The following is a 12,872-nucleotide window of genomic DNA, read 5'->3' as shown; positions in this document are numbered from 1 at the left end:
AACGAGATCATCCATGACGACTTCTGCCCAGACGCCCGCCAATTCGACGGCGCGCGTGGCGGTCGCCAGCTTTATCGGCACCGCCATCGAGTTTTTTGACTTCTATATCTTTGCCACCGCCGCGGCGCTCATCATCGGCCCGACTTTTTTCCCCAAAGAATCCGGCACCGCGCAGGCGCTGAATGCCTTTGTCACCTTCGGCATCGCCTTTCTGGCACGCCCGCTCGGCTCCGCCTTGTTTGGTCACTTTGGTGACCGCATCGGCCGCAAATCCACGCTGGTGGCCTCGCTCACGGTGATGGGTGTATCCACCACCCTGATCGGCTTCTTGCCCGGCCACGATACCATCGGCGATCTGGCGCCCTTGCTGCTTTGCGTGTTGCGCTTTGGTCAGGGCATAGGCCTGGGCGGCGAATGGGGCGGTGCCGCCTTGCTCGCCACCGAGAATGCCCCGGCGGGCAAACGCGCCTGGTTTGGCATGTTTCCCCAACTCGGCCCCTCGGTCGGTTTCTTGCTGGCGAATGGGCTGTTCCTTGGCCTGGCGGTGGCGCTCAGCGACGATCAGTTCAAAGGCTGGGGCTGGCGCGTGCCGTTTGTGTTTAGCGCCGTGCTGGTGGCACTGGGCTTGTACGTGCGGCTCAAGCTGCACGAGACCCCGGTCTTTGCGCAGGCCATGCAACGCCAGCAACGGGTCAAAGTGCCGCTGGCCGTTTTGTTCAGCCGCCACTGGCTGCCGGTGTTGCAAGGCGCATGCTCGATGGTGGTGTGCTACGCGCTGTTCTACATCTCCACCGTGTTCGCGCTGTCATATGGCACCAAGACGCTGCATTTCAGCCGCCCGCAATTCCTCGGCATGTTGTGCTTTGCCGTGCTGTTTATGGCGCTGGCCACGCCACTGTCGGCCTGGGCTAGCGACCGCTTTGGCCGCAAGCCGGTGTTGTTGCTGGGCACCGCCCTGGCGATGGCCTCCGGCTTTGCCATGCAACCGCTGCTGGGCGCCGGCAGCTTCGGCCCCGTCACGCTGTTTCTGGTGATCGAACTGTTCCTGATGGGTTTTACCTTCGGGCCGATGGGCGCTTTGCTGCCGGAGATCTTTCCCACCCAGGTGCGCTACAGCGGCGCGGGCATCGCCTATAACCTGGGCGGCATTCTGGGCGCCTCGATTGCGCCCTACATTGCCCAGGTACTGGTCGAACGCGGCGGCCTGAGCTGGGTGGGTGGTTATGTGTCGGTGGCGGCCTTGCTCAGTTTTCTGGCCGTGCTGAGCATGCGCGAAACCCGCGAGGCAGATCTGGCGCACGTTAGCGCCGTAGCTGCCGGTCAGCTCGGCGCGGAGGCCGTGGCTGAGCGCGCTGGCGCATAACCGGGCGCACGCGGGTGGCACAGCAGTTTGCGTGGCCGCCCGCAACGCCTAGAATAGCGGCCGATACTTATCGGCTCACTTTGGAGAATTCAATGGCCAAGCTCGTGCTGGTTCGCCACGGCGAATCACAATGGAACCTGGAAAACCGCTTTACCGGCTGGATCGACGTGGACATCACCGAAAAAGGCGCCGATGAAGCCCGCGACGCTGGCCGTCGTCTCAAGGAAGCCGGCATTCATTTTGACGTCGCGTTTACGTCGGTGCTCAAGCGCGCCATCCGCACGCTGTGGCATGTGCAGGACGCAATGGACCTGCTGTGGATTCCGGTCATCAAAGACTGGCGCCTGAACGAACGCCACTACGGCGCGCTGTCCGGCCTTAACAAAAAAGAAACCGCCGCACTGCATGGCGATGAGCAAGTGCATATCTGGCGTCGTAGCTACGACGTGCGTCCGCCGGCACTGAGCCCGGATGATGAACGCGACAGCATCAGCGATCCGCGTTACGCCGGCCTGAGCCGCGAACAAGTGCCGCTGACCGAATGTCTGCAAGACACCGTGGCCCGCGTGCTGCCAGCCTGGTACGAAACCATCGCGCCGCAACTGGCCGCTGGCAAAAACGTACTGATCGCCGCCCATGGCAATTCGCTGCGTGCGCTGGTCAAGCATCTGGAAAACATCGCCGACGACGCCATTGTTGCCGTGGAAATCCCTAACGGCGTGCCGCTGGTGTATGACTTTGATGCAGAAATGAAGCCGACCCGCCTCGGTTTCATGAAAGACTGATTTGCATGGCCGCCGCTGGCTGACAGCGCTGGCCGTGGATAAAAAAAAGCCGACGCTGTCGGCTTTTTTATTGCGTGCTCGCTGCGCCAACTATCCCGCCAGCCTGGCCAGTGCCTCGCGGCTGGGGGCAAAGAAGGCGCCCCCGGTCACCGCACGGCTATAGGTCAGCAGGTGGTCGACGCGGCCGTCCGAGGTGGGCGCCACCATGCGCGCCAACATTTTCTCGAACACATCGGGCGTGCGACAGTAAGACGCAAACAGCAAGCCCTTCTCACCACCCGGTGTGCCATAAGGCATGGAGTGGCGCAGCATTTCCAGTTCTTTGCCGTCTTCCTCTATCACTACGCGGGCGATATGCGCAGTCAGCGGTTTGTCCTCGTCCGACAATTCTTCGTCATGCGCCTTGGTGCGGCCCATTACGGCTTCTTGCTGTTTGACGGCCAGCGCATTCCATTGCTGCATGCGGTGCACATAGCGTTGCGTATGCACATAGCTGCCACCGGCCCAGGCCGGGTCTTCTGCGCCGACCAGCGCGGTTTCAGCACGGTCGTCATCGCCGTGCGGGTTTTCGGTGCCATCAACAAAACCGGTCAGGTCGCGCCAGTCGCGGTATTTAAACCCGCTGACCGATTCGACCACTTCAAACCACGGCTGCAACGAGGTGGCAAAGCGGTCGGCAAATTCGTACACCAGATCGTAGCGTTCGCCGCGCACGTGCAGCAGCAGATCGCCTTCGGTGGCCGGGGCCGGGTGGATGGCGCCGGCTATGTGTGGAAAACCTCTGAAGCGTGCCGGGCGGGCCACGCCAAACAGATCGGGCCAACTCTGCTCGCCGATCGCCAAAACCGCGGCAAACCGCGCTTCCGGATAAACCGCCGCCACTTCATCGGCGTGCAGCGGCAACTGGCTAAGCAGATGGCGCAGTGGATCATCGGCCGGGCGGCCGAGGCGGCGGCGTAGCGTCAAGAAAATAACGTGGCTGGAGCCCTCGGGCAGGATGCCGCGCTGAGGGGTGGACATAACAACTCACTTTCCTTCCTGGGCGAATTCCCAGATGCGTGGCAACCAGTCCACATAGTTCTGAAAGCTGTGATCACCGCCTTCGATGACGGTCTGGCGACTGAGCGGATAGCGCTCCACCGCCTCGCGGTAATCCAGCGTGGTGTCGCCGGTCTGCACCATCAGCCAGTACTGATCGGGTTTGCTGACCGGGCGCTCGTATTTGCGCAGCTGATCACCGTAGCCGACGTCGATATGGTGGATCTCGCCGGTCTGATAATTACGTTGTGGGCCGATATAGTGCCGCAAAAGTTCGTACGGCCGCACCGCCGGGTTGATTAATACCGCACGGCCACCGCCTTCCTCGACCGCCCAGTTGGCAAAATAGCCGCCCAGCGAACTGCCGATAAAGCACACCGGCTCGCCGCCCAGTTTGTCGATCGACGCCTGGATCACGCGGCCTGCGGCCACCGGCTCCATGGGAATTTGCGGGCAATGAAAATAATCGGCCAGGCTTTGCTCGGCCATCCACACCGCCGTGTCTTGCGCTTTTTGCGAGAACGGACTGGATAAAAAGCCGTGGAGATACATCAAGTGGACCATGGAGTTCTTGCGCCTTATGGGATCAATACAGTGGAGCCCGTGGTTTTGCGGGCCTCCAGGTCGCGATGCGCGTGCGCGGCATCGGCCAGGGGATAACGTTGGTTCACCGTGACGCGGACCCGGCCGCTGGCCACGATGGCAAAATAATCAGCCGCCATGGCCAGTAATTCGGCGCGCGTGCTGGCGTAATTGCCCAGCGTGGGGCGGGTGAGATAGAGCGAGCCCTTGCTGGCCAGCAGATTGGGCGAAAACGGCGGCACTGGGCCCGAGGCATTGCCAAAGCTGACCAGCAGCCCGCGTGGCGCCAGACTGGCCAGCGAGCCCTCAAAGGTGGCCGCGCCGACGCCGTCGTACACCACCGGCACGCCTTTATTGCCGGTAAGCAAATGCACGCGCTCGGCAAAGTGTTCGTTGGTGTAATCGATAACGTGATCGCAGAACGGCCGCGCCAGCCGGCATTTGGCCTCTGAGCCGGCGGTGCCGATCACCGTAGCGCCCAGCGCTTGCGCCCACTGGCAGGCAATCTGGCCCACGCCCCCCGCTGCGGCATGAATCAACACCGTCATGCCGGGTTTGACTTCAAAGGTTTGCTTGAGCAGGTATTGCGCCGTCATGCCGCGCATCAGCGAGCCTGCGGCAATTTCGTCCGGAATATCGTCCGGGATAGGCACCAGTTTGTTGGCAGGAAAATTGCGATGCCGGGCATAAGAACCGAGCGGCCCGCTGGGATACGCCACGCGGTCGCCGATTTTGAGATCGCTGACGCCTGCACCCAGCTTTTCGACCACGCCCGCGGCTTCCTGGCCGAGGCCGGAGGGCAGTTTGACCGGATACAAGCCACTGCGATGATAGGTATCGATGAAGTTAACGCCGATGGCGGTGTGGCGCAGCTGGACTTCACCGGGGCCAGGATCAGCCAGTTCGACGTCGGCCAGTTGCATGACCGAGGGATCGCCGACCGTATCGAGGCGGATGACTTGGGTCTGCATCGGTTTTTGTCTCCATTGATTTTGTAATCATCATAGCGTCACTACATGACGTCTGAATGGACGGCTTCAAGTGAGCGCGTCAGAACCGGTTACAGCAGGTTTCATGCCTGCCCGCACATCAACCTGGTCGATTCCGCTGCAAACCGCTAGCTCTCTGACGGAATGCAACAATTTGAGTTCGCGCGCTGCTTGACCAGTTAGCCAGTTGTTTGGCTGCTGCGGGCAACGAATCGCGATGGTGCATTGCATCAATGCCGTAGTCGGCCAGGCGCTACAACGGTGCGCGATCATAACGGAGCCGCACCAACAAACCATCCGGAATAACGACCATATTTATAATTATTTTTTGTTCCATCAAACGTAACGCTAAAGTAGCGGGCCGTCGCAAGCGCCCCGGCCTGCGCGCTATTATTCGACCGGTCGGGTCAACCTTGCCGCGCCCGACGTCGTTGCCTATGTAACCCCCCGCCCCCTTGCACAGGAGCAGTAATGGAATATCGCAAACTTGGCCGTACCGATCTCGACGTCAGCCTGATCGGCCTGGGTACCATGACCTGGGGCGAACAGAACACCGAAGCCGACGCGCACGCCCAGCTGGATCTGGCGCTCGACCTCGGCGTGACGCTGGTCGATGTCGCCGAGATGTACCCGGTGCCGCCACGCGCCGAAACCGCTGGCCTGACCGAAACCTATATCGGCACCTGGCTGGCAAAAACCGGCCGCCGCAAAGACATCGTGCTGGCCACCAAAGCCGCGGGCCCGGTGCGCCAGCCGCATCAACCGCGCCATATTCGTGGCGGCGAAACCCACCATGACCGCCGCAGCCTGACCGAAGCCGTGGACGGCAGCCTGCGCCGTTTGCAGACCGATTACATTGATCTGTACCAACTGCATTGGCCCGATCGCAGCACCAATACCTTTGGCCGGCTTAACTATCCGTGGATTGAAGATGAATACACGGTGCCGGCCGAAGAATCGCTGCAAGTTCTGGCCGATCTGGTAAAGGCCGGCAAGATCCGCCACGTCGGTTTGTCCAACGAAACGCCGTGGGGCGTTGCGCAGTTTTTGCGTGCGGCGGAAAACGTCGGCTTGCCGCGCGTGGTCAGCATCCAGAACCCGTACAGCTTGCTCAACCGTGCGTTTGAAATCGGCCTGGCCGAATTCAGCCATCGCGAACAAGTGGGCCTGCTGGCGTACTCGCCGATGGCGTTTGGCGTGCTCAGCGGCAAGTACATCGACGGCACCGGCCAGAATGGTCGCGTGGCCATCTATGAACGCTTTAGCCGTTACAGCAAGCCCGAAGCCAAAATCGCCACCGCCGATTATGTGAACCTGGCGCGCGAACACGGCCTGAGCCCGGCGCAGATGGCGCTGGCGTATGTGAATACGCGGCCGTTTGTAACCAGCAACCTGATTGGCGCCACCACGCTGGCGCAGCTCAAGGAAAACATCGAGAGCATCAGCGTCAAGCTCAGCGACGACGTGCTCAACGCCATCGAAGCCATCCACACCAAACAGCCAAATCCGGCGCCGTAATGCCTCAGCAGGGCGAGCCATGTGCTCGCCCTTTTTTATCTCTCTGGAAACCGTATGGAATTGTCTTTACTGGCCTTACGCCCGTTTCGCCATTTGCTGGCCAGCCGTTTGTTTACCGCGTTGTCATACCAGATGCTGGCGGTGGCCGTGGGTTGGCAGATGTATGCGCTGACGCACAGCGCATTTAGCCTGGGCCTGATCGGCATTGCGCAATTTGCGCCGCAATTATTGTTTACGCTGGTGGTGGGCCATGTGGCCGACCGCTATGACCGGCGCCGCGTGGTGGCGATTTGCCAGACGCTGGAATTTATCGTCGCCGCCGTGCTGGCCGCCGCCAGTCTGGCCGAGCAGCTGAGCCCCAGCGCCTTGTATATCGCCGCATTCTGCATCGGCACCGCGCGCGCGTTCGAGACGCCCAGCCTGCAGGCGCTGGTGCCCAGTCTGGTCACCGAAGCGCAATTGCCGCAGGCGCTGGCCACCAGTTCGGGGCTGATGCAGGTGGCCATCATTACCGGCCCGGCGCTGGGCGGCTTTATCTATGCCGTCGGCCCCGATGCGGTGTATCTGACCACCGCGATTTTCTGGCTGGTGGCGGCCATTTCGATGTTTACGCTGCCGCTGGTGCGCAAACAGGCACATCGCCCGCCCGCCACGCTGGAATCGCTGTTTGGCGGCATCCGTTATATCCGCGAACGCCGCATTATCCTGGGCGCCATTTCGCTGGATCTGTTTGCGGTATTGCTGGGCGGCGCGACGGCTTTGCTGCCGATTTTTGCGCGCGACATTCTGCATACCGGCGCGTGGGGCATGGGCATTTTGCGTTCGGCCCCGGCCATAGGCGCGTTGAGCATGTCGTTTTATCTGGCGCGCCGTCCGCTGCGTCAACACGTTGGCAAGATCATGTTTGGCGCGGTCGGCTTGTTTGGCGTGGCCACCATCGTGTTTGGCCTGTCGCATTCCTTCGGCATTTCGCTGGCGGCGCTGGTGGTGCTGGGCGCGTGCGACATGATCAGCGTGGTGGTGCGTTCGTCACTGGTGCAGCTGGAAACGCCCGATGCCATGCGCGGCCGCGTCAGCGCGGTCAGTTCGATATTTATCGGTGCGTCCAATCAGTTGGGCGAGTTTGAATCAGGCACCACCGCCGCCTTGCTCGGCCCGGTGCCCGCGGTGGTAGTGGGCGGCATCGGCACGTTGATCGTGGTGGCGTTGTGGATGCGCTGGTTTCCCGAGCTGACGCGGCGGCAATCGCTGGCGGTGGGCGCGGACTAGGTTCTCTGGCAACAAGACCGGCGCGCTACCAGCCCAAGGCGTGGCGCGCCGTGTAGATCAGCAGTCCCACCAGCCCACCCACCACGGTGCCGTTGACGCGAATGTATTGCAGATCGACGCCCACATTCAGTTCCATGCGTTCCACCAGCACGCGGTTATCCCAGGCTTTGAGCTGATCGGCAATAAAGCGGCCAATTTCGCTGCGATAACGCGCCAGCGAACGCGCCGCAAAGCCGCGTATCTGGCCATTCAGCCAATCGGCAAACGCTTGGTCTTCGTGCAGACGCCGGCCAAATTGTTTGATAGCGCTGCCCATTTTTTGCTGGATTTGCGATTGCGGATGCGCCAGATCAGCCTGCAGGCTTTCCAGCAAGTTGTGCCACATGCTGTTCATGCGGTCTTGCAGCTCGGCCGACGCCAACAGCTTATCGCGCCAGTCCGATAACTTCTGCTGCAGCGACGGGTCTTGCCGCAGCTTGTTGGTCAGCTCCACCAGTTGCTCATCAAAGCTTAAACGCAGGCTGTGCGCGGGGTTCACCAGCACGGTTTCCAGTTCGTTAATGCCCGCCGCCACCAGCTTGCGCGCCAGATAACGCCCGCTGGTGCCATCCAGCGCCACCCAGCGCAGCACGCTGAATTCTTTGGCGATGATGTCGGCCAGGTATTCTTGCGTGGTGGTGGATTGCAGCCGTTCCAGCAGCTCGCGAACCACGCCATCGAGCATATGTTGATGCTTGCCCTGGGCGCGCAGCACTTGCAGCAACGATGCCGCCGCTTGCGAAAAATCCGCCTTGCCCAAGGCCTTCAGCGCCATCTCGCGCGCCATCGCGGTCAGGCGCGGGTCATCCAGCGTGGTCAGCACATAGCTTAGAAAGTACGTGCCGGTGGCGGTCAGATCACGCTTGGCGCCGGGCCGCGCCAGCCAGATGGCGATGCGGCGCGCCGGGTTAAAACTGTCGATGCGCACCAGCAATTGTTCGGGCTGCAAAAAGTGCGTTTCGATAAACAGGCCCAGGCTATCGGCGATGCGGTTTTTATTGCGCGGGATAATGGCGGTGTGCGGAATCGGTATGCCCAGCGGATAGCGAAACAGTGCGGTAACCGCAAACCAGTCGGCCAGCGCGCCAATCATGGCGGCCTCGGCAAAGGCGGCGGCATAGCCCAGCCAGGGATAGCTGGATTCAAACCTGAGGCAAAGCAGATACAGCACGGTCACGCCGGCCAACAAGCCGCTGGCGAAGCTGCGCATACGGCGCAAGCGCATGGCTTTGGCGATTTCGGCCTGGAGCTGGAGCGGCGCGGCTGCCGTCATGAGTAGCCTTTCTGTGCGGTGCGAAGAGTTTTCATGATAGCGCGCGGTCCATGGCGCGGCTGTGCGGCGGTATCCTACGCGGTCTTGTACGCATGCTAAAATTGCACGCTCCGCCGCCCCATAAAGCCTTGAGAATCAACCCGATGACGCGCCTCGCCGATCTGCAGCACCAGCTTAATCAACGCATCCTGATCCTGGATGGCGCCATGGGCACCATGATCCAGCGCCACAATCTGCAAGAGGCGGATTATCGCGGCACGCGCTTTGCCGACTGGCCCAGCGACGTCAAAGGCAATAACGATCTGCTGGTGCTGACGCAGCCCGCCATCATCGGTGGCATCCACCAGGCGTATCTGGATGCGGGCGCGGACATTATCGAGACCAACAGCTTTAACGGTACCCGCATCGCCATGGCCGATTACGGCATGGAAGAGCTGGTGTGGGAAATGAACTTTGCCGCCGCGAAACTGGTAAAGGACCTGTGCGTGGCGCAGACGGCAAAAACGCCGGAAAAACCGCGTTATTGCGCCGGCGTGCTCGGCCCCACCAACCGCACGTGCTCGATTTCGCCCGACGTCAACGACCCGGGCTTTCGCAATGTGACGTTTGACGAGCTGGTGGAAAGCTATACCGAAGCCATCGACGGCCTGGTCAAAGGCGGCGCCGATATCCTGCTGGTCGAAACCATCTTCGACACGCTGAACGCCAAGGCGGCGGTGTTCGCCATCCACAAATACTTTGACGATCATCCCGAGCAAGAAAAGCTACCGGTGATGGTGTCGGGCACGATTACCGATCAATCGGGCCGCACGCTGACCGGCCAGACCACCGAGGCGTTTTACAACAGCCTGGAACACGCCGACGCCATCACCTTTGGCCTGAACTGCGCGCTAGGCCCCGATTTGCTGCGCCAGTACGTGGAAGAAATGGCGCGCGTATCGGCCACCTATGTCTCGGTGCACCCGAATGCCGGTTTGCCCAATGCCTTTGGCGGTTACGATCTGGATGCCGAAACCATGGGCGTGCAGGTGCGCGAATGGGCCGAAGCCGGTCTGGTTAACGTGATTGGCGGCTGCTGTGGCACCACGCCCGAGCACATTGCGGCCATCTACAAAAACGTCAAAGACATCGCGCCGCGCCCGCTGCCGCAGATTGAACGCAAATGTCGTTTGTCCGGGCTGGAGCCGTTCAACATCGGCGACCGCGATCTGTTTGTGAACGTGGGCGAACGCACCAACGTCACGGGCAGTAAAGCCTTTGCCCGGCTGATCCTGAATGGCGATTACGCCACCGCGCTGGATGTGGCCCGGCAGCAAGTCGAAGCCGGCGCGCAGATTATCGATATCAACATGGACGAGGGCATGCTCGATGCCCACAAAGCCATGGTCACCTTTTTGAACCTGGTCGCCGCCGAGCCCGATATCAGCCGTGTGCCCATCATGGTGGATAGCTCGAAGTGGGATGTGATCGAAGCGGGCCTTAAATGCATTCAGGGCAAGCCGATCGTCAATTCGATCTCGATGAAAGAAGGCGTCGACAAGTTCAAGCAACAAGCGCGTTTGCTGCGGCGTTATGGCGCGGCGGTGATCGTGATGGCGTTTGATGAAGTCGGCCAGGCCGATACCTACGCCCGCAAGATCGAGATTTGCGAGAAGAGCTATCGCATTCTGGTGGACGAATGCGGCTATCCGCCCGAAGACATCATCTTTGACCCGAACATCTTTGCCATCGCCACCGGCATCGAAGAACACGCGCGCTATGGCCTCGACTTTATCGAGGCTACCGGCTGGATTAAACAAAACCTGCCGTATGCCAAGATTTCCGGCGGCGTATCCAATGTGTCGTTCAGCTTCCGCGGCAACAACAAGGTGCGCGAAGCCATCCACGCGGTGTTCCTGTATCACGCCATCCAGCAAGGCATGACCATGGGCATCGTCAACGCCGGTGCGCTGGAAGTGTATGAAGAAGTGCCCGCCGAATTACGCAACCGCATCGAAGACGTGGTGTTGATGCGCGATGCCGGGCCCGATCCGCTGGCCGCCACCGAGGCCCTGATTGCGCTGGCCGAGAGCTTTCGCGGTGACGTCAATCAGGCCAAGGGCGAAGACCTGAGCTGGCGCGAAGGCAGCCTGCAAGAGCGCATCACCCACGCGCTGGTCAAAGGCATCACCACGTTTATCGTGGAAGACACCGAAGAGGCGCGCCAGGCCGCCGAACGCCCGATCCACGTGATCGAAGGCCCGCTCATGAACGGCATGAACCACGTCGGCGATCTGTTTGGCGCGGGCAAGATGTTTCTGCCGCAGGTGGTTAAATCGGCGCGCGTGATGAAAGCCGCCGTGGCGCATCTGGAGCCGTTTATCGAGCAAGAGAAGATCGATATGGGCCTGCAGGACGCCCCGGCCAAAGGCAATATCGTGATGGCCACGGTCAAAGGCGATGTGCACGACATCGGCAAAAACATCGTGGGCGTGGTGCTGCGCTGTAACAACTACAAGGTGACCGATCTGGGCGTGATGGTGCCGGCGCAAAAAATCCTCGATACCGCCAAAGAAATCGGCGCGGACATGATCGGTTTGTCCGGCCTGATTACGCCTAGCCTGGAAGAGATGTCGCATGTGGCCAAAGAAATGCAGCGCCAGGGCTTTACGTTGCCGCTGCTGATCGGCGGCGCCACTACGTCCAAGGTGCATACCGCCGTCAAGATCGAGCCCGGTTATCCGGCCGGCACCGTGGTGTATGTGCCCGATGCGTCGCGCGCGGTGGGGGTTTGCTCCAACTTGTTAAGCGATGAACTGAAGCCCGAGTTTGTCGGCAAGCTGCGCAATGAATATCAGAACATCCGCACCATCCACGCCAATCGCGGCGCCAGCAAACTGATCAGCCTGGCGCAGGCGCGCGCCAATGCGTTCAAGCCCATGATCGACTGGGCGCATTACAACCCGCCCAAGCCGAAGCAACTGGGCGTGTTCAAATTCGAGAACGTGCCGCTGAGCGAAATCGCCCCGCTGATCGACTGGAGCCCGTTCTTTAATGCCTGGGAATTGTTCGGCAAATATCCGCGCATTCTGCAAGACGAAGTGGTGGGCGAATCGGCGCGCGCTTTGTTTGCCGATGCGCAAACCATGCTGACGCAGATGGTGGCCGAAGGCTGGGTAACCGCATCGGGCGTGGTGGGTTTGTGGCCCGCCAATCGGGTGGGCGACGATATCGAGATTTACGATCCGGCAAGCGGCGCCACGCTGATGGCCTGGCACACCTTGCGCCAGCAAAACGCCAAGGCCGAAGGCAAGCCGAACTGGGCGCTGGCCGATTTCATCGCGCCCAAAGACAGCGGCAAGGCGGATTACATCGGCGCGTTTGCTGTCACCGGCGGCCTGAATATCGAGCCGCATGTGGCGCGCTTTGAAAACGCCAATGACGATTACAACGCCATCATGGTGAAGGCGCTGGCAGACCGCTTTGCCGAGGGCTTTGCCGAATATATGCACCGCAAAGTACGGACGGAATTGTGGGGCTATGCGCCCGACGAGAATCTGGATGTGGACGCGCTGACCGATGAGAAATACGTCGGCATCCGCCCCGCGCCCGGCTATCCGGCCTGCCCCGATCACACCACCAAAACCGATCTGTTCCGCGTGCTGGATGCGGAATCGATTGGCATGCAGTTGACCGAGGGCTACGCCATGCTGCCGACGGCGGCGGTCAGCGGCTTCTACTTTAGCCACCCGCAAGCGCAGTACTTTGCCGTGGGCAAGATCGAGAAAGACCAGGTGGAAGACTACGCCGCCCGCCGCGGCGTGAGCGTGGAACAAGCCGAACGCGATCTCGCCCCCAACCTCGGTTACAACGCATAAATGCATGGGGTGGGACTCGGCGTCCCCGTCTGGACCCACCTCCCAAAGTGGTATGCCAAGCTCACCGTACGTGGCATATGGCATTGAGTGGTGGGTCTTGACCCACCCTTGTATCTTCCCCCCGTGGTGATTCAAGCTTGCACCACACGAACCCGGGGC

The 12,872-nt window shown here is 61.0% G+C and carries 9 protein-coding genes; 5 read left to right on the top strand and 4 right to left on the bottom strand.

The genetic code is table 11. The features are described from left to right. Nucleotides 1-13 precede the first annotated feature (13 nt). Both ACYQ1A_RS15345 and gpmA read left to right on the top strand, forming a co-directional pair. Nucleotides 14-1,363 (top strand): MFS transporter, encoded by a 1,350-nt coding sequence (locus tag ACYQ1A_RS15345; RefSeq protein WP_499363344.1) that lies wholly within the window; start codon nucleotides 14-16, stop codon nucleotides 1,361-1,363. Between the two features lie 92 nt (nucleotides 1,364-1,455). Beyond that, nucleotides 1,456-2,148, top strand: coding sequence for a 2,3-diphosphoglycerate-dependent phosphoglycerate mutase (gene gpmA / locus ACYQ1A_RS15340; RefSeq protein WP_499363343.1), 693 nt, complete (start codon nucleotides 1,456-1,458; stop codon nucleotides 2,146-2,148). 90 nt (nucleotides 2,149-2,238) lie between these two features. Here the strand turns inward: gpmA and ACYQ1A_RS15335 are convergent, their stop codons facing one another. From ACYQ1A_RS15335 to ACYQ1A_RS15325, 3 genes are read right to left on the bottom strand one after another with little or no spacing between them, the layout of a single operon-like run. Further along, nucleotides 2,239-3,168: a Dyp-type peroxidase gene (locus ACYQ1A_RS15335; protein ID WP_499363342.1), complete on the bottom strand. Its 930-nt coding sequence runs from the start codon at nucleotides 3,166-3,168 to the stop codon at nucleotides 2,239-2,241. A 6-nt stretch (nucleotides 3,169-3,174) separates the two neighbouring features. Next, nucleotides 3,175-3,750 carry a YqiA/YcfP family alpha/beta fold hydrolase gene (locus ACYQ1A_RS15330; RefSeq protein ID WP_053938345.1) on the bottom strand — a complete coding sequence of 192 codons (576 nt, stop codon included), beginning with the start codon at nucleotides 3,748-3,750 and terminating at the stop codon, nucleotides 3,175-3,177. A gap of 14 nt (nucleotides 3,751-3,764) precedes the next feature. Then, nucleotides 3,765-4,739, bottom strand: coding sequence for a quinone oxidoreductase family protein (locus ACYQ1A_RS15325; protein ID WP_499363340.1), 975 nt, complete (start codon nucleotides 4,737-4,739; stop codon nucleotides 3,765-3,767). A 489-nt stretch (nucleotides 4,740-5,228) separates the two neighbouring features. Here ACYQ1A_RS15325 and ACYQ1A_RS15320 point away from each other — a divergent pair, with 489 nt between their 5' ends. Further along, nucleotides 5,229-6,275 carry an NADP(H)-dependent aldo-keto reductase gene (locus tag ACYQ1A_RS15320; protein WP_499363339.1) on the top strand — a complete coding sequence of 349 codons (1,047 nt, stop codon included), beginning with the start codon at nucleotides 5,229-5,231 and terminating at the stop codon, nucleotides 6,273-6,275. A 54-nt stretch (nucleotides 6,276-6,329) separates the two neighbouring features. Further along, nucleotides 6,330-7,544 (top strand): MFS transporter, encoded by a 1,215-nt coding sequence (locus ACYQ1A_RS15315; protein WP_499363337.1) that lies wholly within the window; start codon nucleotides 6,330-6,332, stop codon nucleotides 7,542-7,544. 25 nt (nucleotides 7,545-7,569) lie between these two features. Here the strand turns inward: ACYQ1A_RS15315 and ACYQ1A_RS15310 are convergent, their stop codons facing one another. Beyond that, nucleotides 7,570-8,856 carry a DUF445 domain-containing protein gene (locus tag ACYQ1A_RS15310; protein ID WP_499363336.1) on the bottom strand — a complete coding sequence of 429 codons (1,287 nt, stop codon included), beginning with the start codon at nucleotides 8,854-8,856 and terminating at the stop codon, nucleotides 7,570-7,572. Between the two features lie 143 nt (nucleotides 8,857-8,999). Between ACYQ1A_RS15310 and metH the strand changes: the two genes are divergently transcribed. Next, entirely contained in the window at nucleotides 9,000-12,713 is a 3,714-nt protein-coding gene (gene metH / locus ACYQ1A_RS15305) for a methionine synthase (RefSeq protein WP_499363334.1), read from the top strand. The last annotated feature ends 159 nt before the right edge of the window (nucleotides 12,714-12,872 follow it).

The sequence above is a fragment of the Silvimonas sp. JCM 19000 genome (assembly GCF_054652575.1).
This window is presented reverse-complemented; position numbering and strand designations above follow the sequence as displayed.